Origin of the sequence: Massilia glaciei, from assembly GCF_003011895.2 — a bacterium.
In the GTDB taxonomy this organism is placed as follows: domain Bacteria; phylum Pseudomonadota; class Gammaproteobacteria; order Burkholderiales; family Burkholderiaceae_D; genus Telluria_A; species Telluria_A glaciei.
Map to the genome: position 1 here is coordinate 1 of NZ_PXWF02000292.1, position 26,136 is coordinate 26,136.

The window sequence follows — 26,136 nt, forward strand, 5'->3', positions numbered from 1 at the left end:
ACATGACGGCGAGCGTGAGGAAGAAAAACGCGGGCAGGTGCATAACAAAGCCGACCGCCGCGAGCGACGCGCCGATCACGAGCTGGGTTCCGATCACCCAGCCGCGCTTGGTGCTGAACATCTCGACCACGGGCGACCAGAGCGGTTTGATCACCCACGGCAGGTACAGCCAGCTCGTGAAGAACGCGATGTCGTCGTTCGAGATGCCGTTGTCCTTGTACATGGCGACCGTCAGGGTCATCACGACCACGTAGGGGATCGCCTGCGCGAAGTACAGCGACGGCACCCAGCGCCACGGGCTCTTGACCGGTTCGGCCGCGTCCACGGCCAAGGTGGTGCCCGGGCCCGTCATGCGGCAAGCGCCTTGCGCACGCTGCCCTGCGCGCTCTCGAGCAGCGCCCTGGCCGCGTCGATGCTGGTTTTTTTGTTCAGGGCGACGATGGCGACCTTGACGCTGAAGTCGCATTGGGTCAGCGCGTCGCGCGCCGCCTCCTCGTCGGCGCCGGTGGCGAGCATCGTCAGGCGCACCGCGCGCAGCACCAGTTTGGCGTTGGTCGCCTTGAGGTCGACCATCAGGTTGCCGTAGACTTTATTCAGGCGCACCATCAGCGCGCTCGAGAAGGTGTTGAGCGCGATTTTTTGCGCGGTCCCGGCCTTCAGGCGCGTGCTGCCCGAAATGACTTCGGATCCGGTGTCGAGCGTGATGCCGATTTCCGCTTCGCGCGTGACGGGCGCATCGGGGTTGTTGGCAAAGCCGATCGTCAGCGCGCCAGCCTTGCGCGCCGCGTGCAAGGCGCCAAGCACATACGGGGTCGCGCCCGAGGCCGCCAGCAGCAGCACCACGTCCCGCGGCGTCGGCCCGACCGCCTCGAGGTCGGCCGCACCCTGCGCCGTGTCGTCCTCGGCGCCCTCGACGGCGGCGAACATGGCGCTGTCGCCGCCTGCCAGCAGGGCCAGCGCGCGCTCTTGCGGCCACGAATAGGTCGGATACAGCTCAACGCTGTCGAGCGTGCCCAGCCGGCCCGAGGTGCCCGCGCCGACATACACCAGGCGCCCGCCGGCCTGCATCCGCGGCAGGGCCGCCGCCAGCGCCGCGGCGATGCACGGGGCCGCCGCGCGCACCGCCTTGACGGCGTTGAACTGGTCGTCGATGAGCACTTCGACCAGTTCGGAGGCGCTGTATTGGTCGAGGGCGGCGTGTTCCGCCGACGGGGTTTCGGTCTTTAACATGGAGATTTTTCCGTATACGGTAATTTGGTAGATTCGGTCAATTCGGTCAATTATCTAAGTGTATGGTCGATTTTGCAGGGGCGAACATGAAACGATCAGGCAAGGCCATTCCACAAAGTTATGCAGACGGCATCCCCGCCATGCCGGGCGACTTGTTTTTTATTGCTATAGCAACAATAAAATGCGCTCCGGGACCACCCGGCTGCATGGAATCAAGAGGATAGCGCATGACAAATTTCCACAGAGACGCCGCCACGCATTAACCCGGGTTATGGCTTGGCGATTTTCATTCATTAGCGCGCCCGAAAGCTTGCGCCTATGCTTGGCCCATGAAAATCGATACCGGGCTCGGCAAAATGCAAGAAGTAATCGTTATCGGCGGCGGCGTGGTCGGCCTCACCTCGGCCTGGTGGCTGCTCGAGGCCGGCTATAAGGTCAGCCTGCTCGAACGCGAGGCCGAACCGGGCGCGGCCGCGAGTTTCCGCAATGGCGGCCAGCTCAGCTACCGCTACGTGGCGCCGCTGGCCGACGCCGGGGTGCCCATGAAGGCGCTCCAGTGGCTGTTCCAGGAGGACGGCCCGCTGCGCTTCCGGCCCGAGGCCGATGTGCGCCAGTGGCGCTGGCTGGCCAACTTCCTGACCCACTGCCGCACCGGCGCGAACCAGAAAACCGGCGCCAAGCTGCTCCAGCTTGGCGAGCTGAGCCGCATCGAGATGGCGCGCCTCGCGCTCGAGGTGCCGCTCGCCGACTTCGCCTGGCGCGACCCGGGCAAGCTGGTCGTGTACCGCTCGCGCGCCGCCTTCGCGGCCGCGGTCGCGGCCCGTCCCGGGGCGGGCGACGCCAGCCTGGTGCTGTCGGCGGCCGAATGCGTGCAGCGCGAACCGGCCCTGGCGGCGGCGCGCGGCGCGCTGGCCGGCGGCATTTTCAATGGCGGCGAGGCGGTCGCCGACTGCCACGCGTTCTGCCTCGCGCTGGCGGCGCGCCTGCGTTCGCACCCGAATTTTTCCGGTTTCATTTCCGGCGAGGCGCGCGCGATCGTCGGCGCCAACGGCGTGGTGGGCGGCATCGACACCAGCGCCGGGTTGCTCAAGGCCGATGCCTACGTGCTCGCGGCCGGCATCCAGAGCCGCACGCTGGCCGCCACCGCCGGCATTTACCTTCCGCTGTATCCGCTCAAGGGCTACAGCCTGAGCGCGCCGATCGGCGCGACCCACTGCGCCCCGCACATCAGCGTGACCGACTTCGAGCGCAAGGTGCTGTACGCGCGCATCGGCGACACGCTCCGGGTCGCGGCGATGGTCGACATGGTCGGCGAGGACGCCTCGCTCGACGCCAAACGGCTCGCCGGCCTGACCCGGCAGGTGCGCGAGACCATGCCCAACGGCGCCGACTACGACGCCATTTCGCCGTGGGCGGGCCTGCGCCCGGCCACCCCGGGCGGGGCGCCGATCATCGGCGCGACCAGCTACGGCAACCTGTGGCTCAACGTCGGCCAGGGGCCGCTCGGCTTCACCTTCGCCTGCGGCTCGGCCAGCCTGCTGGTCGACGCCATGCGCGCGCGGACGCCGCCGTTCGCGATGGACGGCCTGCAGCTGCGCAGATAAGGGTGCGCTAGTCGGCCGCACGAAGCACCTTGTGTTCGACCACCTTATTTTCGACTAAAAAAGCGCGGATCGCGTCGTTGGCGGCGCCCACCTCGCGCCGCGAAAAAGCGCCATGGATCCCGCCCGGGATCGTCACCAGGCGGTTCGGCACACCGGCTTTGTCGAGCGCCGCGTGCAGCGCGACAGACTGCGCGTGCGGCACCACCGGATCGGCGCCGCCGTGCACCGAGATCAGCGGAGGCAGGCCCGGACGCACCAGCCGCAGCGGCGACACCGCCTGCGCCAGCGCGCGCCGCTCCGCCATGCTGCCGAACCATTCGATCGCCCAGTGGCGCGCCGCCCCGCCCTCCAGTAAGGGTTCGACCTCGGCCACGCCGAACCAGTTGATCACCGCCGCGACCCGCACCGGTTCCTCGCGCGCGCCGCCCCAGCGTTCGCCGTCCGGGGTCGGGCAACTGCGGTCGAACGGCGTACCGGCCGGCAGCATCGCGCTCGTCATGGCGAGGTGGCCGCCGGCCGAGTCGCCCGCCACCACCAGCGCGGACGTGTCGAACTGGTATTGCGCCGCCATTTTCTGCACCCAGCGCAGCGCGCAGCGGCAATCCTCGACTGCGGCCGGCGCGGGCGCCACCCGGCCCAGGCGGTACTCGACGTTGACCACCGCCCAGCCGAGCGCAAGGTAAGGCATCAACAGCAGGGCGGCGTTCTCCTTTTTCCCCTCGACCCAGCCGCCCCCATGGAAATAGACCAGGGTCGGCACCGGCTTGCGCGCGCCGCGCGGCAGGTACAGGTCGAGTTTTAGCTCGACATTCGAGGCGATCGCGTAGGTGATGTCGGGTTTTATCTGATAGGTGAACCCGATCGTATCCGCAAACTCGACTCCGGCCGGCGCGGCTAACGTAGTCCCGGCGAGCAGCCAGGCCAGGCAAAGCACAGTTGCGCGCAGTGGAAAGTTCAGCATATTGGTTCCCTTCTCAAAAATGACTCACATGCGCAGGGCAAAGCCGCGCCGCGCGCACAGTCCAGCCACGTAGCACAGCGCGGCGGTGTACGCGGCCGCGCGCAGGATGCCCGGCAACGGCATGGCCGTCAATGCCGCAATCGCGGCGCCAGCCCCGCTGAGCGTGAGCACGGGCCACAACAGGCTGGACACGCCCGCATACGCGGCGAGCGGATTGTGCCCGGCCCCGGTGAGCAGCGCAAACGCCGCCCCATAGCGGCGCACCTCGATCAGAATATGGAGCAGCACCAGCATCAGCATCCCCGCGCCGGCGCCGACAAAGTAGAAGCTGAGCGTGGCCCTGCCCTTCTGGATGCCGCCCTCGTACGGCTCGAACGCCATACCCAGCACAAGCAAAAAAACGGTGCACCCGGCCATCCGCGCCAGTGCGCGCGGGGCCCCGTCGCGCAAGCTCCACACCAGCGCGCAGCACAGCGGCGCCATGATCGCCGCCGTCGCCAGCCACCAGCGCCCGAACAAGCCGATCAGCAGCGCGGGCACCAGCGCCGCGCAGACGAAGGCCGCGACATCGAGACGCGCCGACGGCGCCGGGGCCGGCGAGCGCGCGAGGCGCAGCAGGCATTCGCCGGCGAACAGTCCCGGCACCACGATGAACAAATACTGCTGGAAGGCGACCGCCACCAGCGCCGGTAGCGGCGACAGGTTCCAGAGCCACTGGCCCCATCCCGGCACATCCTGCGCCAGGCGCAGCGCCAGCAGAAGGCACAGGAGCGCGAGGCGCAGTGCTGGCCTGCGCCTCGTCGCCAGCCATAGCAGCGCCCCGCTCAACGCGACGTTCGCGAGCACCACGATGATGATGTCGTTGCGTTGGTAATCGAAGCGCGACCCGTCCTGGGCGCGGAACAGGAACATCAGCAGCGCGGCCCCGCCCCAGCCGACGGCGCGCACCAGCGTGCGCAAAGCCGGCGTCCATGCGCGCGGCAGGCCCGCCAACATCGGGAACAACAACAAGAAGCCCGACAGAGAATAGAGCGCGGTCTGCCACGGCGCGCCGAGCGCGGCGACATGGGGGCTGATGTGTTTCACATAGACCGCGAAGACGAGCATCAGAAAGGCGCGTTGCGCCACACCCAGCGCGAGCGAGCGCCGCGAGCGCCCGCCCGCCAGCGCCGCCGACATGGCGAGCGGAATGGCCGCGCCCATGGCGAACAAAAACAGGGGGAACACGAGATCGACCCAGGAGATCCCTGGCAGTCCCGGATTGAAGAGGTGCAGCGGCGGCGGATTTTGGGCGTGGTACATCCAGCCCGGCAGCACGCCGAAGGGAATCAGGCCTGAGAACAGCATGCCCGCGATGGCGATCCCGCGCAGCGCGTCGAGGCTGGCGATGCGTTCAGTTTTCATCTGGCGCTTGTATCATTTGGACCAAAGTCCCGGCGGCGCAAACCCTGCCGCCGGGACTCCGCCATCAGAACCTGGCCTTCAGGTTGAGATAGATTTGACGGCCGTTCTTATAGAAACCGAGCGGCATTTCCTCGGTGATCGCGTAGTAGCGCCGCACCGGATTGAGCAGATTGCTCGCGTCGAGCGTGAGCGAGAAGGTCGGCGACAATTTGTAGCTGGCCGAGGCCGACAAAGTGCCCTGCGCGTCCGCGTAGTTGGCCCCGGTGCGCACCAGCGACACCGGATTGACGGCGTCGACCCCGTTGCCCGAGAAGCCGATCGCATACTTGTTGCGGTAGTTCCAGGCCAGGCTCGCGCTGAACTTGTCGTCCTCGTAGATGGCGCGCAGGTTGTAGGTGATTTTCGAGGTGTAGACCAGCGCTATGCCGTCCTCGTCCTTGCTGTCGACATAGGTCAGGTTGGCCAGCACGCCGAAGCCGGCGCCGATCGGTTGCTCGCCCGAGATCTCGATGCCGTGCAGGCGCGCCTTTTTACCGCTCGACGACGACACCGTGTAATCCGAATACGAGGTGGCGGCGTCCTTCGTGTTGGCGAACTTGGTGATGTTGAACAGGCTCTGGATCGAGGTGCCCGGCTTGACATAGTCGTGGATGCGCTGGCTGAACACGCTGCCCGCGATGTAGGCGCGCGGCGCGAAATACCAGCCCAGCGAGGCGTCGGCATTGTTCGACGTGATCGGTTTGAGGTAGGGGTTGCCGGACGACGCGGTGAAGGTCGTGTCGTTGACGCCCGAAAGCGAGCCGGCCAACTGGTTGAAATTGGCCCGGCCCAGCGTGCGCGAGAGCGACATGCGCGCGATCAGGCCGCGGTCGACATCCCAGCGCAGGTTCAGGCTGGGCAGCAGGTTGTTGTAGGTGTTCGACACCGAGACCGGCAGGTAGCCCGACAGGCGCGAACTGGTGATCGCGCCTTGCGAAATGAGCGTGCCGGTGCCGGGGGTGCAGCTCGTCGCCAACGCCGGGCAGGCCAGCGCGCCGTTGTTGAGCGCGCGGTAGAAATCGGAGCGCACCTTGGTCTGCACCCAGCGCACGCCGATGTTGCCGCTCAGTTTGTCGAGCTCGAAGTCCTGCGCCACGTAGGCGGCCCGGTTGTCCTCGGTGACGGTGGCGCTCGAACCCCAGTTCTTGTTTAGGACCGGATCGTAGGTGAGGTTGGCGTTGCCCCAGTCGATCAGGGTCTTGGCGTCGTAGCGCGGCAGATTGCGCGGGAAATTTCCGTCCATGCCTTCGGCATAGTCGGACGGAAAGCTCCCGCTCGGCAGCGCCCAGCTCGCGTACGGATAGTTCGCATCCATGTTCGCCTGCGACGAGCCGCCCGCGCCAACGCCGGGCAGCTTGTACTGGCCGTTGACGGTGACCTTGTCGTTGACGTGCGCACTGGCGCGCACGCCGAACTTGAGCGTGGTCAGCGCGCCCGCGTCGAGCTTGAGGGCGCCGTCGGCGTGCGCGTAGCTCTCCTTGTCGAGCGTGTAGATCGCGCCGCCGACATTGGGCAGCAGGCGATAGCTCTTCATGTCGGTCAGATCGGTGCCGGTGATGTTCCAGTCGGCCGGCGAGCGGCCGTCGTCATTGAGCTTGTAGGTGATGCCCTTGTCGAAAATCTCGTACAAGGCGCCCGGCTGGCCGGCGGTCTCTCCGGTGCCTTTGGTCGCGCCGGCCTTGGCCGTCACGGTCAGGGCGGCGCTCGGCTTCCATTTGAGGTCGATGTCGTGGTAGGCCGCGGTCGACTTGGCGCCGGTGCGCGCCTGGTGCGCGAACTGCAGCGTCGGGCCGTTGACGCGCGTCGGATTCGGGGTGATGGTGCCGCCGGTGATCACATCGCCGACGATCGTGAAGTCCTTGATCAGGCCGCCGTTGTTGACGACCGTGGCCAGTTCGGCGAAGGCGGAGGTGTTGTAGTTGTCGGCCGAAAGCGAGGAGCTGAACACGTTCACGTTGACGTCGAGCGCCTTGCTGGGCTTGAACTGGAGGCCCAGGTAGCCGCCCTGGCGCTCGCGCACGCCCTCGAAGAACGCCGAGTTGAGCTGGCTCGGCAGGCGTTTGCCCACCAGCGCCGCATTGCCGCCCTTGGCCGGGTCCGCCGCGGCCTGGGTTTTGAGGTACAGGCCCTGGCCGAAATTCTCCTGGCCGTCGCGCCGCAGGTGGCGCTTTTCGCTGAACACCTGGGCCAGCACGCCGACGGTGCCGGCGCTGTTCTTCCAGTTGACCAGCGCGCTGAGCTGCGGGTCGGTGGTGCCGGCCAGCGTCGCGTGCGCCGCGCCGACGGCGACCTCGCCGACGAGGTGCTTTTTTTGGTCGAGCGGACGGCGCGTCATGATGTCGACGCTGCCGGCGATGCCGCCCTCGACGATGTCGGCGCGGCCGTTTTTGTACACGATGGCCTGGCCGATCAGTTGCGACGGCAGCATGCCGAAGCTGATGCCGCGCGTGTTCGTGTTCTGGTCGCCGATGTACCAGTCGCCGGAACTGAGCGAATGGCCGTTGAGCGTTGTCTGGTTCAGGAACGGCGGCGTGCCGCGGATGGCGATGCGTTCGGCCTCGTCGAAGGCAAGCGCCGAGTTGTAGGTGATGTTGACCCCGGCCAGGCGGGCCAGCGAATCGGCGATGTTCTTGTCCGGCATCTTGCCGATGTCTTCAGCGGTCACGACCTCGATGTTGGTGTCGGCGTTCTTCTTGACGTTGATCGACTTTTGCAGCGATGCGCGGATGCCCGTCACTTCGACGACTTGCACGGCGCCCGAGGGCGCGGCGTCCGGCGCGGCGGACGATTGCGCCGCCACCGGCCCGCTGAGCGTCAAGATGGCCAGCGCTACGGCAGCCGCGATCGGGGTCTTATTCAAGTTCATTTTATTTTATCTCCAGGGGTGTGATGTGCTGAAGTCGTCCAAATTACGGCAATTGGTCTATTTCGTCAAACAAAATGTAGACCACATTGGTATTTATTTGTCTTGTTTTGGCACAACAGCCATATCCGGCCGGCGATCGAGCACCAACTCGACCTTTGTGTAGCGCTCCGGCAACGTCAATTGCCGCCCGCCACGCACCGGCGCAGCGAGGTATTCCCAGCGCGTGCCGTCGTGCCCAATGGCGCGGTGCAGTCCCGCCGCCAGCCGCGGCACATGCCAACGTTGCAGGTCGGCGCCTCCCCGCGCGCCGGGTGCGCGCTTCAAGGTGATCGACGGCAGGCGCCAGCCGGGGCCGAAACGCGGCGACGCCGCCGGGCCACTCGCCTTGTAAAACGCCGTCAGCTGCGGCGCGTACAGGTCGAGCACACCCCTGCTGTACCACAGCACGTGGCCGCCGTTGCCAAGTTTGCGGGTCAGTTCGATCGAGCCGCGCAACTGCTCCCAGCTCGAATCTTTGCCGTCGCCGACGATGCGGATGCCGGCGATCAGGTCGCGCTGGCGGTTGCCGCCGAGGGCGCGCATGGCATCCACCTGCTCCATCCAGGTCCTTTCGAAATCGGCATAGCTGAAGCGATACGCCTGCGGGATGAACTCATCCCAACGCGGCGTGGTGGCGGCGCTGGCGGCGTGCCTGAACGACGCCGACTGCACGCGGTCGCCCGCGCCCCACGCGCTCCACAGTGGCCACTCGAGCAGGTAGTGCTCCCAGGCCCAGGGATGGACCGCGGGGCTGAGCGAAATGAGCAGACCGGGGCGGCGCGCGCGGATCTCTTGCACGAACGTCTTGGAGAACTCATTGACCTTGTCGGCGCGCCAGCGCATCCAGGCGGGATCAAGGTGGTCCTGGGGCGGCCGCCGGCCGCCATGCTCGGCCGCGTACACCTGCCCGGTGTAGTCGTCGTAGCCCATCGTGATGTGGGGCCATACGATGCGGTCGTCGAGCTGGATGCCGTCGACGTCGTATTTGTCGACCGCCTCGACCACCATGTCGAGCAAAAACTGGCGCGCCTCCGGATGCAGCGGATTGAGCCACACGAAGCCGTTCGGGGCGACCTCGCCGCCCTGCTTGTCGCGGCTTAGCCAGCCCGGTTTTTGGGTGCGCAGGTCGTTCATCGTGTCCTTGTACGCGGCCATGAAACCGTACTCGAACCACGCCACGTAGACCAAGCCGTTGCGGTGGGCCTCGATCAGCGACTCCTGCAGCAGGTCGCGCGCCGGCGCCTGCCGCTGGGCGGGCGAATCGCTCGGATCCTGCGGCTGCGGCACCGGCCGCTGGCGCACGCCGATGGTCCGCTCGAGCACATCGGACGGGAACTGGGTGTAGCCGTTCTTCCAGGTCTCGACATAGACCGTGTTCATGCCGATCTCTTTCAGGCGCCGCATCGATTCGGCCGTGTCGGCGGGCGTGCGCAGGGCGCTGTTGGCGGTCGTGGTCAGCCAGGTGCCGCGCACCTCGCGCCCGGCGGCGGCGGCCGTGGTGGTGGCGCAGGTCATGCACATGGCAAGGGAGGCGATGGCAAGCCCGTGGCGCGCGAGAGGAATTAAATTCATGGGGTTCCCGGTGATTAAACTAGACCTATTTGAGAAAATAATAGTACCATTGGATCACAATTGGATGTTCCACGGATTCATCATTTATTTACTGGCCCGGCCTCCCCATGAGCGACTCACCGCAATTCCTCTCGATCGACTTCCTCGAAGACCATGTCCGCCACACCATGGCGTTTTACGACGGCCGCTGCGTCGACCCGGACGGCGGCTTCTTCCACTTCTTCATGGACGACGGCAGCGTCTACGACCGGCGCACCCGCCACCTGGTCAGCAGCACGCGCTTCGTGATCAACTACGCCAAGGCCGCGCGCCAGTTCGGGCGCGCCGACTATGCCGCCCTCGCCCGCCATGGACTCGACTATATAGAGCGGGTGCACTTCCAGCCGGCCACCGGCGGCTACGCGTGGCTCATCCACGATGGCGAGGTGGCCGACGCCACCAACCACTGCTACGGCGTGAGCTTCGTCATGCTCGCCTACGCCGAGGCGCTCAAGGCCGGCGTGCCCGGCGCCGCCGAGGGGCTCGCAAGCGCCCACGCGCTGCTTTGTTCGCGCTTCTGGCGCGAGGCCGACGGCTTGCTGGTCGACGAATACGACGCCGATTTCGGCCAGCTGTCGCCGTATCGCGGCCAGAACGCCAACATGCACGGCTGCGAGGCGCTGATCTGCGCCTACGAGGCCAGCGGCGAGGCGCACTACCTCGAGCGCGCGCGCACCATCGCCGAAAGCGTCACCGGGCGCCTGGCGGTCCAGGCCGGCGGCCTGATCTGGGAGCACTACGACCCATCCTGGCAGGCCGACTGGAACTACAATCTCGACGACCCCAAACACCTGTTCAGGCCATGGGGATTCCAGCCCGGCCACCACACCGAGTGGAGCAAGCTGCTGCTGACGCTGCACCGCCACGCGCCCGACGCGGCGCTGGCCGAACGCGCGCGCTGGCTGTTCGACCAGGCCATGGACAAGGCCTGGGACCACGAGAACGGCGGGCTCTTTTACGGTTTCTCGCCGGACGGCGCGGTCTGCGACAGCGACAAGTATTTTTGGGTCCAGGCCGAGAGCCTCGCCGCCGCCGCCCTGCTGCACCAACACTGCGGCGCGCCAGCCTACCGCGACGCCTACGAGCACCTGTGGCAATACAGCTGGCGGCACATGGTCGACCACACCCACGGCGCCTGGTACCGCATCCTCGACGCGCGCAACCAAAAATACAGCGCCGAGAAAAGCCCGGCCGGCAAGACCGACTACCACACCATGGGCGCGTGCTTCGAGGTGATCGACATGCTGCGGCGCGGCCAGCCGGGGAGCGCCCGATGAAGACCCTGCTCAGCTTTGGCGAGGCCCTGATCGACCTGCTGCAAGACCCGGCCGACCCCCGCCTGTACCACCGCAACGCCGGCGGCGCGCCGGCCAACGTGGCCGTCGGCTTCGCCCAACTGGGCGGCCAGGCGGCCCTCATGGGCATGCTCGGCGCCGACGCCTTCGGCGACTTCCTGCACCAGCAGCTCGCACACTTCAGGGTCGACACGCGCCGGCTGCGCCGCACCGCCGCCGCCAATACCGCGCTGGCCGTGGTCTCGCTCGACCCGCACGGCGAGCGCGGCTTCAGCTTCTACCGCCCGCCCTCGGCCGACCTGCTGTTTAGCGCGGACGATGTCGACCCGGCGGCGTTCGCGGCACGGCCGTATTTTCATTTTTGTTCGAACAGCCTGACGCACGAACCGCTGCGTTCGGCCACGCTGGCGGCGCTGGCGCGGGCCGAGGCGCACGACTGCCTGATCAGCTTCGACGTCAATTGGCGGCCCGCGCTATGGAGCGAGGGCGCCGACGCGCGCGCCGCCGTCACGGCGCTGCTGCCGCGCGCCCATGTGCTCAAGTTCAGCGCCGAGGAGTGGGAATGGCTCGGTGGCGCCGACGCGCTCGCGGCGCACTGCTTCACGGGCGTGGCCGAACTGCTGCTCATCACCGACGGCGGCGACCCGATACGCTCGATCGACCGCCATCGGGCGGCCTCGCACGCGGCCCCCAGCTGCAAGGTGGTCGACAGCACGGCCGCCGGAGACGCCTTCGTGGCGGCGCTGCTGAACCAATTGGCAAATCAGGACCTCGAGGCCGGCGCCCTGCGGGCCCGCCTGCGGGACCCGGCTTGGCTGGCGCCGCGTGTGGCGTTTGCCGCCCGGTGCGGCGCGCTGGCCTGCACCCGCTACGGCGCCTTCGACGCGCTGCCCACGCTGGCGCGCTACCACCAGCCGGACTGACAGCGCACTCCGCGCTGGCGCGGCGCTGCCTATCCAGGGCTTTTAGACCATCGCCTCGGCGAACCACTGGGTGACCAATTCGGTGCGGGTGATCGCGGTGCCGACCGTGACCGCCCAGGCGCCGGCCTCGCGCGCCAGCCTGACCTGCTGCGGCGTGTGGATGCGCCCCTCGGCCATCACCCGCGGCGCGAACGCGGCAACCCGGGTGATCAACGCGTAATCGGGCTCCTGCGGGACCGCGCCGCCGGTGTAGCCCGACAGCGTGGTGCCGATGATGTCGAAGCCGAGCGCGTGCGCTGCGGCGGCGTCTTCTTCGGACGAGCAATCGGCCATGGCCATGGCGCCGCCGGCGTGGATCGCGCCGAGCAGGCTGGCCAGCGTTTCGGGCCGGGCGCGGCCGGTGGCGTCGACCGCGACGATGTCGGCGCAGACCGCGAGCAAATCGTCGACATCGCGCAGGAACGGCGTGATGCGCACCGGGGAGTCGGGCAGGTCGCGTTTGACGATGCCGATGATCGGCACCGTGATCGCGCCGCGCACGGCGGCCACCCGCGCCGCGCCTTCGATGCGCACCGCGCCGGCGCCGCCGAGCACCGCCGCCATCGCGAAGCGGCGCACGATGTCGGCGTTATCGAGCGGGCCGTCGTCGATCGGCTGGCACGAGACGACCAGCCGGCCAGCCATGCGGGCGTCGAGCGCGGCCAGTTTTTCGGAACTCATGCGGCACCCTCTTCCGCCGCGCCCGACGCCGGCCCCGGGCGCAGCACGCTCACCTCGAAACGGTAGCGGTCGGCGCGGTACAGGCTCTTGCCGTACTCGAAAATCTTGCCGTTGCTGGTGGTGACCTGCCGCTCGACCAGCAAGGCGGGGCTGAACGGGGCGACGTCGAGCAGGTCGGACTCGTCCTCGTTGAGCACCGTCGCGTGGATCTGCTGGGTGGCCGACTTGATGTGCAGGTTGTAATTGCGTTCGATCAGTTCGTACAGCGAATGGGTGGCCAGCAGGCTCGGGTCGAAGTCGGGCAGCGCCTCCTGCACCAGATAGACCGTCTCGAGCGCCATCGGCTCGTCGTTGGCGAAGCGCAGGCGGCGGATCTCGATGGCGTTCGCGCCCGGCACCATCTTGAGCTTTTGCGCCAGCTTGGCGCCGGCCCGGATCACGCGCGTCGAGAGCACCTCGCTCGATGGCGTCAGACCGCGCTCGCGCATGTCCTCCGAAAACGAGATCAGCTGGAACTGCTTGACCAGGGCCTGGCCCGAGACGAAGGTGCCGGCGCCCTGCTTGCGCTGCAGCAGGCCGTCTTTTTCGAGCTCGCTCAGGCTGCGCCGCAAGGTCTCGCGCGCCACGCCGAGGCGCTCGCTCAGTTCGCGCTCCGACGGCAGCCGCACGCCCTCGCCGTTTTGCTGGATCAGATTGAGCAGGTTCTGTTTCAAGGTGTCGCGCTTTTGGGCGCGATCCGGTTTTTCAGCTTTTTCCAATGCAGTCTCCAAAACGATGGCCTTCGATTGGTCCATTCTATCATTGCTTTAGATACAAAACTAGACCAATTTAGTGCATGCGCACCCATATTCGCCAGATTTTTTTCCCAAAAAATGCCGAAATCCGTCATTCCGCGAAAAAATACTGTACCATTGGTATATTATTTGCGAGCAACAAAATTTGGATTGAACCCTCCACCATGACGAACCGGCCATGCTGAAACAAATGAACCGCCCCGCCCTCGCGGCATGCCTGCTCGCGCTGTGCCACACGGCCTCGGCCGCCCAGCAGGTGCGGTTCTGGACCATGCAGCTGTCCCCGCACAACGATGCCTACGTCAACGCCGTGATCGGCGCATTCGAACAGGCCAACCCCGGCGTCAAGATCGAGTGGACCGATGTGCCGTGGGCCGAAATGGAGCGCAAGACGCTCGCCTCGCTGGCCTCGGGCACCGCGCCCGACGTCGCCAACCTCAATCCGCAGTTCGCCTCCAAGCTGGCCGAATTCGGCGCCCTGGCCGACCCCGAGCGCTTCCTGAGTCCTGAGCAGGTGGCCGCCTTTCTGCCGGCCGCCTGGCGCGCCAACCGCTACGACGGCAAGACGTTCGCGCTGCCGTGGTACCTCAACACCAACATCACCCTGTACAACCGCGACCTGCTGGCGCGCTCGCGCGCCGCGGTGCCGGCCACGCTCGGGCAATTGGTCGCGTCGGCGCGCAAGATCAAACAGGGCACCGGCAGCTACGCCTACTTCCCCGCGCTCGACGGCAGCAGCCCGCTCGAGCTGATGGTCGCCGCAGGCAACCCGCTGCTGCGCAAGGACGGCTGCGGCGCCGGCTTCGCCAATCCGGCCGGCGCGCGCGTGTTCGAGATCTACCGCGCCCTGTACCAGGACGGCCTGGTGCCGAAAAACGTCGTCACCGAAGGCCACCGCAAGGCGGTCGAGATGTTCCTGTCGGGCCAGGTCGCGATGGTCAGCACCGGCATGCAGTTCCTCGGCTATATAAAGACCAACAGCCCGGCCATCTACGGGCGCATCGGGGTCGCGCCGCAAATCGGCGCCGGCTCCGGGCCGGCCAGCATCGCCGCGATGAACGTCGCGGTGCTGCAAAACTCCAAGGTCAAGCCGGCCGCCTTCGCGTTCGCCCAATTTTTGACCAACGCCCACAACCAGCTCGAACTGGCGCGCCGGGTGCCGGTGCTGCCGTCGACCGCGGCAAGCTACCGCGACCCGTTCTTCACGGTGCCGCTCGAGGACCCGCTGGCCGATGCGGCGCGCGCGCTGTCGGTGCGCCAGGTCTTGGGCGGCGCCGTGCTGGTGCCGCCGATGCGCAAGTACAGCAAGCTGCGCGTCAGCTACGCGCGCAACCTGCAATCGGTCATGCTCGGCAAAAAAAGCGTGCCCGAGGCGATCCGCGACGTCGAGCGCGAGTGGACCGGCGTGCTCGGGTGCGGCGTATGAAGCGCGCCTGCCTCGCCCTCGACGTCGGCGGCACAAAAATCGCCGCCGCGCTGATCGATGACGCCGGCACCGTGCTCGCGTCCACGCGCCGCCCCACGCCGGCGATCGAGGGCGGCGCCGCCGTGCTCGCGCAAATGGCGGCCTGCCTCGACGAACTGGCGGCCACCGCCGCCCAACACCGGCTTCTGGGCATCGGCATTTCGGCCGCCGGCGTGATCGATCCGGAGCGCGCCATCGTGCTCGATTCCACCGACGCGATCCGCGGCTGGAAGGGGCAGGATTTCGCGGCGTATTTCGGCGCCCGCTACGCCTTGCCGGTCCGGGCCGACAACGACGTCCATTGCGCCCTGCTCGGCGAACTGTGGCGCAATCCGGCGCTCGCCGGCGTCAACGGCACCGTGGCGATGCTGACCCTCGGCACCGGTCTCGGTGGCGCGCTCGCGCACAAGGGCCGGTTGCTGCAAGGCCGCCACAACCTGGCCGGGCACTTCGGGCGCACGCTGGTGTGGACGCCCGAAGCGGGTTTTTTGCCGGTCGAGACGATGGTCTCGGGCAGCGGCCTTTTGTACCTGTACCGCCGGCGGCACGGCGAGGAGGCTTACGATGGCGCGACCGTGATGGCCCTCGCGCACGCCGGCGACGCCGTCGCCGTGGCCGCGCTCGACGCCTGGATCGGGCACCTGGCGGTGCAGCTTCACAATCTGCATTGGAGCATCGACCCAGACGTGGTGCTGCTCGGCGGCGGCGTGGTCGACTCGCGCGCGCTGTGGTGGGATGCGCTGCAACAGCGCATCGCCGCGCTCGACGCGCCCATCACGATCGCGCCCGCGACCCTGGGCAACCGGGCCGGCCTTGTCGGCGCGGCCAAACTGGTATGGAACGAAAGCGCGGCATGAGAAATCTCGAGCACCCGATGCTCCCCTATTTGTTCCTGATCCCTGCCTGCAGCATCGTCGGCATGTTCGTGATCTACCCGGCGCTGCAGGCGATCTTTTTGAGTTTCACCGACTTCAATATGATCACCACGCCGTCGTACGTCGGCATGGCCAACTACCGCGGCCTGTGGCGCGACCCGTTCTTCTGGTCGGCGCTGCGCAACACCTTGCTCTATCTGGTGATCGTGGTGCCGCTGCTGGTGCTGATGCCGATTTTTCTGGCCATGCTGGTCAACCGCGCCATCCCGGCGATCACCTTTTTCCGCGCCGCGCTCTACCTGCCGGCCATCACCTCGCTCGTCATCAGCGGCTTGATGTGGAAATGGGTGTACGAGGAAAAAGGCATCCTGAACTACTTCCTGATCGCCAGCGGCATCACCGACACGCCCGCCGCCTTTTTGACCGATCCGTCCAACGCCCTGTTCAGCGTCATGGCGGTGACCGTCTGGAGCGGGCTCGGTTACTACATGGTGATCTACCTCGCCGGCCTGCAGGCGATCCCGCGCCACCTGTACGATGTGGCCGAGGTCGAGGGCGTGAGCAAATGGCAGCAGACCCTGCACATCACGATACCGTTGCTGCGCCCGTCGGTGGCGGTGGTGACGGTGATGTCGTCGATATCGGCCATGAAGGTGTTCGAGGAGGTCTATGTGATGACCCAGGGCGGGCCGCTCGACTCGAGCAAGACGCTGGTGTTCTATATCTACCAGTCGGCGTTCGAGGAATTCGAGATGGGTTACGCCTCGGCCGTCGGCGTGGTCCTGTTCGGGATCACGCTGGTTTTCTCACTGATCAATCTTCGCCTGCTGGGAAAGAAACAATAGGATGCGCACCCCGAACCCATCGCGCAGGCGCGCACGCCTGCTCTCGACCGCCCTGCGCTACCTCGCCCTGACTGCGGTGACGCTGCTGACGATCGGCCCGTTTCTGTGGCTGCTCTCGACCTCGCTCAAGCCGGCCGCCGAGGACATCTTCAGCTATCCGCCGCAGTTGCTGCCGGACGCGCCCACGCTCGACAACTACGCGCGCATCTTCGCCGGCCAGCCGTTTTTGGTGTACCTCAAAAACAGCCTGATCGTGGCCCTGCTGTCGGTCACCTGCAACCTGCTGTTCTCGTCGCTGGCGGCCTACCCGCTGGCGCGCATGCAGTTCCGCGGCCGCGCGCTGATCTTCGGCCTGCTGCTCGCCTCGATGATGATCCCGTTCCAGCTGCTGATGATCCCGGTCTACAAGCTGGCCATCGGCCTGGGCCTGCAAAACAGTTACCTCGGCCTGGTGCTGCCGCACGCCTGCAGCGCGTTCGGGATCTTTTTCATGCGCCAGGCGTTCGTGTCGGTGCCGGTGGCGCTGGAGGAGTCGGCCTTGATGGAGGACGTCTCGCGCCTCAAAATTTGGTGGTACGTGCTGCTGCCGCTGGTCAAACCCTCGCTCGCGACGCTGGCCGTGTTCAGCTTCATCGCGGTGTGGGGCGACTTTCTGTGGCCGCTCATTATCATCGACCAGCCCGCGCTGTTCACGCTGCCGCTGGGCGTGAACCGGCTCTCGAGCACCTTCTCGCTCGACTGGCGCCTGGTGGCCGCCGGCGCCGTGTTCTCGGTGCTGCCGATTTTGCTGTTTTTCAGTTTCACACAAAAGTACTTCATAGAAGGCGCACTAAAAGGAGCGGTAAAAGGATGAGCATCACGGACAACAGCATCCCGGTCAGCGTGGTGGTGCAGACCCACTGGGACCGCGAGTGGTACCTGACCCACCAAAGCTTCATCGCGCGCCTGCTGCACGTGATGGACAAGGTGTGCGCGCAGCTCGAGTCGGGGCAGTTGCACAGCTTTATGTTCGACGGCCAGACCGCCGCGCTCGAAGACCTGCTCGCCAATTGCGAGCCAAAGCTGGCCGCGCGCGTGCGCCGCCTGGCCGCCGACAAGCGCATCATGCTCGGCCCCTGGTACGTGATGGCCGACCAGTTCCTGTGTTCGGGCGAGGCGCTGATGCGCAACCTCGAAATCGGCATCGCCGACGCCGAAGCGTCGGGCAACTGCCAGCGCGTCGGCTACCTGCCCGACACCTTCGGCCATATCAGCCAGATGCCGCAGATGCTGCGCCACTTCGGCATCGGCTCGGCCGTCATGTGGCGCGGGACCGACAGCGCCGACTCCGAATTCGACTGGCACGCGCCAGACGGCAGCGTCGCCGGGACCGTGTTCCTGACCCAGGGCTACTACCAGCATCCGTTCAACGTCGAACAGTGGCGCGCGTCGCTGACCGCCTATCTCGACCAGGTGCGCCCGCGCAGCCTTGGCGGCCCGCTGCTGCTGACCCAGGGCGGCGACCATCTGGCCCCCAACGAGGCGCTGGCGGGCCGGATCGCCGCCTACAACGGCGCGCAGCAGCAATACCATCTCGAGCAGTCCACGCTGGAGGCCTATGTCGGCGGCGCGCTGGCCGCCAGCGCGGGCCGGCGCCAAGCCGTGCACGGCGAGTTGCGCCAGAACGCGCAGGTGTTCGTCCTGCCCGACGTGCTTTCGACCCGGCGCTATTTGAAGCGCCTCAACCAGGCGGCCGAGGACAAGCTGATCGGCGTGGTCGAACCGCTGCTCGCGCAACTCGCATCAAGCGGCGACTATCCGGCCGCCTACCTCGAACAAACCTGGCGTTTGCTGTTGCAGCAGCAGGCGCATGACTCGATCTGCGGCTGCAGCATCGACGCCGTGCACGACGAGATGGTGACACGCTACGCCCTGCTCGACGACCGCATGGACGCACTGATCGAGCGCGCCTCCGCCGGCGCCGGCCTGATCGCGCTGTCGCTGCACGATGGCCACGCGCAGGGTCCCTTCGGCGACGACAGCAGTTTCACCCTATTCAACCCGCTGCCGAAAACGATCGACGATTGGCACGAACACGCACTGTTCCTCAAGGGCGAAGCGGCGACGGCGCTGTCGATCGCGGGACCAAGCGGCGAAGCGATCGAGCACGCCGTGCTGGCGGTCGCGCCGCACAGCATCCTGCGCTCGCCGCTCGACGATTTCCCGGACCGCATCGAGGGCCACCTGTACCAGATCGCGCTGCGCTGCGGCTTGAAAGGCATGGCGGCGCTGGCCTGCACGGCAGCTTCGGCAGCGGCCGCGCCCGATCAAGCGCCGCTGGCCGCCGCGATCGAAAACGCCTTCATGCGCATCGCCTTGGACGACGGCGAGCTGACCTGGACCGACAAAGCCAGCGGCGAAACCGTCCATGCGCCGTTGGCGATTTACAGCGAGCTCGACGCCGGCGACAGCTACAATTTTTCGCCCCCACCGGCCCGGCAAGGGACCTTGCAAACACGCTTCACGTTTGAGAGCGCCGTCGACCACGGGGCCGTGCAGGAACTGAACCTGAAGATCGAGATGCGCGTGCCCGCCGGCCTCGACGCGCAGCGCGGCGGCGCCGACGGCGCCACTGTTCTCAACACAGGCACCCTGCGCTTGCGCCTGTGGCAGCACAGCGACATGGCCGATTGCCGGCTCGACTGGCACAACCAGGCGCGCGACCAGCGTACCCGCCTGCTGCTGCCGTTGTCGGGCCAGGTAGCCAGCACCGGCAGCGACAGCGCCTTCAGCTGGGAACAGCGCCCGGTGGTTTATGCGCAGTACCCCGCCCTGCCCTCGCGCACCGAAATGCCGGTCGCCGTCAACCCGACCTACAGCGCGGTCATGGCCGGCACGTTGGCGTTCTGCCACCGCGCCATGCAGGAATACGAAGTGATCCGGCAGGCAGGCCGCCAATACCTTGGCGTGACCATGGTGCGCAGCGTGGGCTGGCTGTCACGGCGCGACCTGGTCACGCGCGGCGTCGGCGCGGGGCCGGACATCGCCACGCCCGGCGCCCAGTGCATTGGCCACGAGCGCTTCGAGTTTCGCTTCGGGCGCGCCGGCGCGCCGGAGCAGGTGCTGTCGAACGCACAGGCGCTGCGGCGTCCACCCGTGCTGCTGCGCGGCCACAGCGCGAACTGGCGCGCGCCGGTTGAAGTCGGCGCCGGGGCGCTGCAGTTCAGCGCCCTGCGCATCCGTGGCGACGCGCAGGAACTGCGGGTGTGGAACCCGACCACGGCGCCGCTCGCGCTTGATCTTGGCGAAACGGGCTGGGTGCGCGTGCTGGACGACGACAATGCGCTTATCAAACCACACGCCATCGCCACCTTCCGGAGGCCCGTATGAAGGCGCGCCGCATCGTCGCGCTGCCGGTCGACGGCCGTCCCGTGGTGCGCGAGCAGGTCCGGATGCTGGTCGCAAACGCGGGATGGGAACTGGCCATGCCGCCCGTCGCCGCGCTGGGCAATCTGCGCGTGCCCGCCGACCGCCACGGACTGGCCGGATGGCTCATGCAGCAGGCCCCGTGCGCGGCCGGCTTTGTGATCTCGCTCGACATGCTCGCCTACGGCGGTCTGGTGCCGTCGCGTTTCATCGACGACCCGCTCGATCGGCTCGAACAGTTCCTGGCGCTGCTGCCCGCGCTCAAGACCCAGCACCCGGAAAAGCCGGTCTACGCGTTCGCGGCCACCATGCGCATCTCGAACAACAACGTCAACGAGGAAGAAAAAACCTACTGGTCCGAGTATGGCGAACTGATTTGGCGCTGGTCCTTCTTCAGCGACAAGCACGCGCAGCAAGGCCATGCCGACGACGCCGGCCGCGCGGACGAGGCGATGGGCGCCATTCCCGAACATGTCCGCACCGACTATCTGGCCACGCGCGCGCGCAACCGCGCATTGACCATGCAGGCGCTCGAACTGGCCGCGGCCGGCATGATCGACCGCCTGGTGCTGCCGCAGGACGACACCGCCGAATTCGGCTTCAACATCGCCGAGCGGCGCATGCTCGAGCAGCGCATCGGCGAACTTGGCGTGGCCGACAAGGTGCTGGTCTATCCGGGCGCCGACGAGGTGATGCACACGCTGTGCGCGCACATGGTGGGGGCCTTGTCGCAATCGGCGCCGCTCTCGTTCTTTGTCTCCTGCGGCGATCCCGCACGCGTCGGACAACTGCATGCCCTCTACGAAGACCGTCCGGTGCTCGAGGCGGTAGCGCGCCAGATCGCGGCCGCCGGCGCGCGCCTGGCCGCGACGCCGGAAGATTCCGACCTGATACTCGCCGTGCACACGCGCGGCACCGGCCAGGGTGACTGGGCCATGACCAAGCCTCTGCCGGATCCACAGCCGGTGGCACCCGCATGGCTCGACCAACTGGCCGGCTGGCACGGCGCCGGCAAGCCGGTCGCGCTGCTCGACCTGGCCTACGCCAATGGCGGCGATCCGGCGCTGATCGGCGAGCTGGCGGCGCGCCTGCCGCTGCACCAACTGGCGGCGTACGCCGGCTGGAACACGGCCAGCAACAGCATCGGCAGCCTGGTCGCGCAATGTGTGCTCGCGCGAGCCGACCTTGCCGCCGCAGGCAACCAAAAGGTGCTGGCACTGCGCCTGCTCGAGGATTTCCTGTACCAGGCGGTGCTGCGGCAGACGGTGCGCAACAGCGTGCGCGAGGCCGATTGCGCACCGGAGGCGCTGCGCGGCGTGGTCGCGCAGGTCTTCATCAAGCACGCCAATGCCTGGGCCCGGGCCCATAGCCTCGGCTGGGAGGTGTCCGACGTGACGCTCCCGTGGCAGCGCACCTTCGAGATCGACATCGAACTGCGCGCCGCGGGGAGGGCGCAATGACCCATATCGATTGCGACATCGCCGTGATCGGCGCCAGCCTCGGTGGCGTGATGGCCGCGTGGCAGGCCGCCGGCGAAGGGCGCAAGGTCGTGCTCGCGGCTGAATTCGACTGGCTCGGCGGACAGCTCACCAGCCAGGGCGTGCCGCCCGACGAGCATCCCCTGATCGAATCGGGCGGCGCGTCGGACAGCTACCGTGCCATGCGCGCGGCGCTGCGCGATCTCTACCTTAACCACCCCGAGTTCAGCGACAACAGCGTGATGACCGAAGGCTGCAATCCGGGCGACGGCTGGGTCAGCCGGCTGTGCATCGAACCGCGCCTGGCCGCCGACTACATCGAACAGCTGCTCGCGCCCTTGGTCGGCAGCGGCGATCTGCGCATCGAGCGCGGCGTGCGGCTGCTTGGGGCGCGCCGCGAGGGACGCCGCATCGTCGAAGTCCAATTGCAAGACAGCGCGGACAACGCGATCGGCATCCGCGCCGCATGGTTCCTCGACGCCACCGACACCGGGGCCCTGATCAAGGCGGCCGACCTGCCCTACCGGCTCGGCAAGGAGGCGCACGCCGAGTTTGGCGAACCCGACGCCCCGCTCGAGGCCGACCGGCTCGACCAGCAGCCCGTGACGATGGTGATGGCGCTGCGGCGTACAGGGTCGGACAACGCCGTTGGCGCCGCCCCGCCGGACTACGGATTCTGGGTGCGCCACGCGCTGCCCCACTACGACCATTTGCAGTTCGGCGAAAACATCCCCGGCAGCGGTCGCGGACAATCGGTGAAGCTGCCATTGTTCGGCAGCGGCGACACACTCGACATGTGGCGCTACCGGCGCGTGGTGTGCGCGCACAACTGGCAGCCGCCGCGGCGCGAAGTGTCGCTGGTCAACTGGGCGCAAAACGACTACGGGCTGCACCCCCTGCTCGACGGGCCGTTCGGCGAAGCCGAGGTGGTGCGGGCGGCGCGCGACTTGTCGCTATGCCTGCTGCACTGGCTGCGCACCGAGGCGCCACGCCCCGACGGCGCCCTGGGCTACCCCGAGCTCGCGCCCGCGCCGGACGTGCTGGGCAGCGCCGACGGCCTCGCGCAGCAGGTCTACGTGCGCGAATCGCGCCGCATCGTCGGCCTCGAATGCCTGTCGCAGACCGATATCGCGCTCGGCGCCGCCGGCCCGGTGCCGACCACGCTGGCCAACAGCGTGGGTGTGGCCTGGTACAACCTCGACATCCACCCCACCTGCGTCTCTGGCCACGGCGTGAACGCGCGCGTGCGTCCGTTCTGCCTGCCACTTGGCAGCTTTATCCCGCGCGACTGCGACAACCTGATCCCGGCCTGCAAGAACATCGGCATCACCCATTTGGTCAACGCATGCACGCGCGTGCATCCGGCCGAATGGCTGATCGGCGAGGTGGCCGGCCTGCTGGCCGCTTTCGCGATGGATTCGGGCCGCGCGCTGGCCGACATCCACGCCGATCCGTCGCTGGTGCGGCGCTTCCAGACGCGCTTGAAAGCGGCCGGCATCCCGCTGTCCTGGAATGGCGCCCAGCTGGCCAGCCTCCCCCACAATTCCCATTAAACGAATCGACCATGGCTTCCCTCTCCCTGCACGGCATCACGAAGCGCTTCGGCGCGCACCAGACCATCCATGGCGTCGACCTGACCGTGGAACCGGGCGAATTTGTGGTTTTCGTCGGTCCGTCCGGTTGCGGAAAATCGACGCTGCTGCGCATCATCGCCGGGCTTGAGGAGTCGTCCGATGGGCGCATCGAAATCGGCGGGCACGACGTGACCGATGCCGCGCCAAGCGCGCGCGACGTCGCGATGGTGTTCCAGTCGTACGCGCTCTACCCGCACATGACCGTGCGCCAGAACCTCAGTTTCGGGATGCGCATGCGGGGTGTCGACAAGGCGGTGATCGCCGCCAAACTCGAACGCGCGGTCGGCATCTTGCAATTGCAGGACTACCTCGAACGCAAACCGGCCGAGCTCTCGGGCGGCCAATGCCAACGCGTCGCGATCGGCCGCGCGCTGGTGCAGGAGCCGTCGGTGTTCCTGTTCGACGAACCGCTCTCGAACCTCGACGCCGAGCTGCGCCTGCGCATGCGCATCGAGATCAGCGCGCTGCACCGCGAGCTGGGCAAAACCATGATCTACGTGACCCACGACCAGGTCGAGGCGATGACACTGGCCGACAAAATGGTCGTGCTGCGCGACGGCCGCGTGGAACAGGTAGGGCATCCGCTCGACTTGTACGCCAATCCGTGCAACGAGTTTGTCGCCAGGTTCATCGGCGCCCCACCGATGAACGTGATCGACGCCAGTTTTACCGGCTCGGGGCTGGGCGCGCGGGTGCGGCTGGCCGGCGGCGCGAACATCGAGTGCGCCCTCGCCGCGCCGCTGGCGGGCGGCCCTTGCCGCCTGGGCGTGCGCCCGGAGCACTGGCAAATTGGCGACGCCGGCGCCATCAAGGCGACGGTGACGGCGGTCGAGCGGCTCGGCGCAAGCAGCTTTATCCATGCTGAGCACGAGGGCCAAAAATTGTGCGTCGAGTCGCGCGCGGCGCAACCGCCGCGCCCCGCCGAGGTCATCGGACTCGATCCAGTGCCCGGGATGCAGTATTTGTTCGACGCCGCCGGCCGAACCATCTCGGCGCGCAAAGCCAGCGCCGCGCCTGTCGCCTGATGGATGCCGACACGTTCACCTTCACAAACGGCGCGCTGCGCTGCACCGTCGCCCTGCGCGGCGCGCAGTTGCTCAGCCTGAGCGATGGACGTACCTGCGACGAATTCATCTGGCAGCGCGACCCGGACGTCTGGGCCGACAGCGCGCCGATCCTGTTCCCGGTGATCGGGCGCCTCAAGGACGGCGCCTACATCCACCGCGGGCAGCGCTACGCCATGCAGATCCACGGCTTCGCGCGCGATCTGGACTTTGAACTTCTGAACAAGGATGCGCATGGCGTGACGCTCCAATTGCGCGAGAGCGCGGCCACGCTGGCGCAGTATCCGTTCAGCTTTTTCCTGCGCGTCCACTTCGCGCTTGATGCCCACAGCCTGCACGTGAGCTACGAGGTGGCCAACTCGGGCGACGAGGTGTTGCCGTTTTCGCTAGGCTCGCACCCGGGGTTCCGGATCCCGTCCTCGCCGCGCGGCCTCGACGATTGGTCGCTGGTGTTTTCCGAGCAGGAGCGCGCGTCGTGCCACCGGCTCGACCAGGGTTTGCTGGCCCGGATGCCGAGCGCCTTTCCGATCGGCCGCGATAGGCGCATCGCCCTGTCGCCAACGCTGTTCGACGACGACGCGCTCATTTTCAAAAAGGTGCGCTCGCGCCACGTGCGCCTGGTGCATCGCTCCGGGCGCGTGCGCCTGAGCATGGCCTTGGGCAGCGCGCCCGACCTCGGCATATGGGCCCGCCCGGGCGCAAACTATGTGTGCATCGAACCGTGGTTCGGCTACGACGACGACAGCGCGGTCAGCGGCGAGCTGACGGCCAAACCCGGCATCGTGCTGCTGCCCGTCGGTGGCAAATTCAACACGGGCTACGCGATTTCGGTGCCGCCGGCGCCACGCAAGTGAGTCCGGAGGACACATGCTCCCGCCATCTGCAAATGAACTTGCAATCGACGGCGTCGGCTCGCATTCCATGGCCGCCTGCTCACGCTGGGAATCGCCTTACGCCGGCCGCTCATAGCGGACCAGCGCACAGTACACCGAGGCGCACCCGACGCCAAGCCGCCGCGCGATCTCCGTCGCGCCCAGCTTCTCCTCGACGCGCAGGCGCTGGACCTCGACGGGATCGACCGACGGCTTGCGGCCACGGCAGGCGCCGCGCGCCCTGGCGGCGGAGATCCCCTCGAGCTGGCGTCCGCGCCGGAGGTTGGTTTCAAACTCAAGAAAAACAACCCTATTGAGACAAAAAATCGTCTCTCTCAAGTAGCTCGTTTGGGTGTGCCTATACGATATGATCTATGGTTCCACTCCACCTTAGACTGTAAAAGCACTATGCCATTGCAGACAAGCGACTTTTACCGCACGCATCTGGCGCAGCTTCACCAACAGTTGCTCACGCATCCCATCACACGGCACTATCTGTCTGGTAGCGGTATCCGCTACGACGGCGTCGATCTCATCGACGCGAATACGTTCGCCTTTCCATTTGGTACTTTCTCAACGCTGGAACTGGCCCATTTGTTTTCGATTTTCAACGACAGCCGCGTCCACAGCCAAGCTCAATATTCTAATGGCGCCGACGACGCGCCACCGGGGATGTACTTCACGGTGGTCAACACCAAGCTGCTACAGGCGCCGCACAAGAACAAATCAGGCATCTTCGTCGAAGAAGCCGAGACCGTCGGTCTGCATATCGACGGTTTACACATTGACCATTTTTTCTTGAACAAACAGGTCACGCCCCGCATGCTCGGCACGATTGCCTTCGCCTTGTGCGCCATTACGGCCCACCTGGCCGGTCTGCGGACGATCTCGCTGATCGCGGCCGGCGGCAAGGGGTTCAACAGGCGCCATGTCGGCTACAAGTTCTGGCCGAAGCTCGGCTTCGACGCCCCACTAGTACAACATCCCTTGAATAAGTTTAATAATTATTTGC

At 67.0% G+C, this 26,136-nt stretch carries 21 protein-coding genes and 1 pseudogene; 13 read left to right on the forward strand and 9 right to left on the reverse strand.

All coding sequences use genetic code 11. The annotated features are described in order from the left end of the window. Together C7C56_RS22190 and C7C56_RS22195 are read right to left on the reverse strand one after the other, a co-directional pair. A pseudogene (locus C7C56_RS22190) lies at positions 1-352 on the reverse strand (hypothetical protein); the annotation flags it as partial. Continuing rightward, positions 349-1,254, reverse strand: a complete 906-nt coding sequence (locus tag C7C56_RS22195) for an N-acetylmuramic acid 6-phosphate etherase (RefSeq protein WP_267874726.1) — start codon at positions 1,252-1,254, stop codon at positions 349-351. The gene C7C56_RS22195 and the pseudogene C7C56_RS22190, both read right to left, overlap by 4 nt. A 305-nt stretch (positions 1,255-1,559) precedes the next feature. Here C7C56_RS22195 and C7C56_RS22200 point away from each other — a divergent pair, with 305 nt between their 5' ends. Then, positions 1,560-2,834 (forward strand): D-amino acid dehydrogenase, encoded by a 1,275-nt coding sequence (locus C7C56_RS22200; protein ID WP_229458928.1) that lies wholly within the window; start codon positions 1,560-1,562, stop codon positions 2,832-2,834. A 7-nt stretch (positions 2,835-2,841) separates the two neighbouring features. Here C7C56_RS22200 and C7C56_RS22205 read toward each other — a convergent pair whose 3' ends face one another. The 4 genes from C7C56_RS22205 to C7C56_RS22220 all read right to left on the reverse strand — a co-directional run bounded on the left by C7C56_RS22205 (position 2,842) and on the right by C7C56_RS22220 (position 9,715). Continuing rightward, complete coding sequence (locus C7C56_RS22205; RefSeq protein WP_106759526.1) at positions 2,842-3,795, reverse strand: alpha/beta hydrolase; 954 nt, start codon at positions 3,793-3,795, stop codon at positions 2,842-2,844. 24 nt (positions 3,796-3,819) lie between these two features. Then, complete coding sequence (locus C7C56_RS22210) at positions 3,820-5,199, reverse strand: DUF5009 domain-containing protein (RefSeq protein ID WP_106759528.1); 1,380 nt, start codon at positions 5,197-5,199, stop codon at positions 3,820-3,822. Positions 5,200-5,263: 64 nt separating this feature from the next. Next, positions 5,264-8,104 (reverse strand): TonB-dependent receptor, encoded by a 2,841-nt coding sequence (locus C7C56_RS22215; protein ID WP_106759530.1) that lies wholly within the window; start codon positions 8,102-8,104, stop codon positions 5,264-5,266. 93 nt (positions 8,105-8,197) lie between these two features. Next, on the reverse strand, positions 8,198-9,715 hold the full coding sequence (locus tag C7C56_RS22220) for a glycoside hydrolase family 10-like protein (protein WP_106759532.1): 1,518 nt from the start codon (positions 9,713-9,715) through the stop codon (positions 8,198-8,200). Between the two features lie 107 nt (positions 9,716-9,822). Here C7C56_RS22220 and C7C56_RS22225 point away from each other — a divergent pair, with 107 nt between their 5' ends. Both C7C56_RS22225 and C7C56_RS22230 read left to right on the forward strand, forming a co-directional pair. Beyond that, positions 9,823-11,031 carry an AGE family epimerase/isomerase gene (locus C7C56_RS22225; RefSeq protein ID WP_106759534.1) on the forward strand — a complete coding sequence of 403 codons (1,209 nt, stop codon included), beginning with the start codon at positions 9,823-9,825 and terminating at the stop codon, positions 11,029-11,031. After that, complete coding sequence (locus C7C56_RS22230; protein ID WP_106759535.1) at positions 11,028-11,972, forward strand: carbohydrate kinase family protein; 945 nt, start codon at positions 11,028-11,030, stop codon at positions 11,970-11,972. The genes C7C56_RS22225 and C7C56_RS22230 overlap by 4 nt, the downstream gene beginning before the upstream one ends. A 42-nt stretch (positions 11,973-12,014) precedes the next feature. Here the strand turns inward: C7C56_RS22230 and C7C56_RS22235 are convergent, their stop codons facing one another. Then, positions 12,015-12,692 (reverse strand): N-acetylmannosamine-6-phosphate 2-epimerase, encoded by a 678-nt coding sequence (locus C7C56_RS22235; RefSeq protein ID WP_106759537.1) that lies wholly within the window; start codon positions 12,690-12,692, stop codon positions 12,015-12,017. Further along, a complete protein-coding gene (locus C7C56_RS22240; protein WP_181373304.1) occupies positions 12,689-13,450 on the reverse strand; it encodes a GntR family transcriptional regulator in 762 nt (253 codons plus the stop codon). The genes C7C56_RS22235 and C7C56_RS22240 overlap by 4 nt, the downstream gene beginning before the upstream one ends. Before the next feature lie 214 nt (positions 13,451-13,664). Here C7C56_RS22240 and C7C56_RS22245 point away from each other — a divergent pair, with 214 nt between their 5' ends. The 9 genes from C7C56_RS22245 to C7C56_RS22285 are packed head-to-tail and all read left to right on the forward strand — an operon-like array spanning position 13,665 to position 25,106. Next, positions 13,665-14,912, forward strand: a complete 1,248-nt coding sequence (locus tag C7C56_RS22245; protein ID WP_106759541.1) for an ABC transporter substrate-binding protein — start codon at positions 13,665-13,667, stop codon at positions 14,910-14,912. Next, positions 14,909-15,808, forward strand: coding sequence for an ROK family protein (locus C7C56_RS22250; protein WP_106759543.1), 900 nt, complete (start codon positions 14,909-14,911; stop codon positions 15,806-15,808). The genes C7C56_RS22245 and C7C56_RS22250 overlap by 4 nt, the downstream gene beginning before the upstream one ends. After that, complete coding sequence (locus C7C56_RS22255; protein ID WP_106759545.1) at positions 15,805-16,671, forward strand: carbohydrate ABC transporter permease; 867 nt, start codon at positions 15,805-15,807, stop codon at positions 16,669-16,671. Before C7C56_RS22250 ends, C7C56_RS22255 begins: the two co-directional genes overlap by 4 nt. A 1-nt stretch (position 16,672) precedes the next feature. Next, the gene (locus C7C56_RS22260) at positions 16,673-17,524 is read left to right on the forward strand and encodes a carbohydrate ABC transporter permease (protein WP_106759546.1); all 852 of its coding nucleotides are present in this window, start codon (positions 16,673-16,675) and stop codon (positions 17,522-17,524) included. Beyond that, on the forward strand, positions 17,521-20,040 hold the full coding sequence (locus C7C56_RS22265) for a glycoside hydrolase family 38 N-terminal domain-containing protein (protein ID WP_106759548.1): 2,520 nt from the start codon (positions 17,521-17,523) through the stop codon (positions 20,038-20,040). Before C7C56_RS22260 ends, C7C56_RS22265 begins: the two co-directional genes overlap by 4 nt. Beyond that, on the forward strand, positions 20,037-21,536 hold the full coding sequence (locus tag C7C56_RS22270; protein WP_106759550.1) for a DUF4127 family protein: 1,500 nt from the start codon (positions 20,037-20,039) through the stop codon (positions 21,534-21,536). Before C7C56_RS22265 ends, C7C56_RS22270 begins: the two co-directional genes overlap by 4 nt. Then, a complete protein-coding gene (locus C7C56_RS22275; RefSeq protein ID WP_106759551.1) occupies positions 21,533-23,107 on the forward strand; it encodes an FAD-dependent oxidoreductase in 1,575 nt (524 codons plus the stop codon). Before C7C56_RS22270 ends, C7C56_RS22275 begins: the two co-directional genes overlap by 4 nt. A gap of 11 nt (positions 23,108-23,118) precedes the next feature. Continuing rightward, on the forward strand, positions 23,119-24,213 hold the full coding sequence (locus tag C7C56_RS22280; RefSeq protein ID WP_106759553.1) for an ABC transporter ATP-binding protein: 1,095 nt from the start codon (positions 23,119-23,121) through the stop codon (positions 24,211-24,213). Next, the gene (locus tag C7C56_RS22285) at positions 24,213-25,106 is read left to right on the forward strand and encodes an aldose 1-epimerase family protein (protein WP_106759555.1); all 894 of its coding nucleotides are present in this window, start codon (positions 24,213-24,215) and stop codon (positions 25,104-25,106) included. Before C7C56_RS22280 ends, C7C56_RS22285 begins: the two co-directional genes overlap by 1 nt. Before the next feature lie 96 nt (positions 25,107-25,202). Here the strand turns inward: C7C56_RS22285 and C7C56_RS22290 are convergent, their stop codons facing one another. Beyond that, positions 25,203-25,463: a hypothetical protein gene (locus tag C7C56_RS22290; protein ID WP_219933209.1), complete on the reverse strand. Its 261-nt coding sequence runs from the start codon at positions 25,461-25,463 to the stop codon at positions 25,203-25,205. A 69-nt stretch (positions 25,464-25,532) separates the two neighbouring features. On the opposite strand from C7C56_RS22290, the gene C7C56_RS28390 reads away from it, so the two are divergent. Next, a partial coding sequence (locus C7C56_RS28390; protein ID WP_146204606.1) for a hypothetical protein occupies positions 25,533-26,136 on the forward strand: 604 nt, incomplete at its 3' end.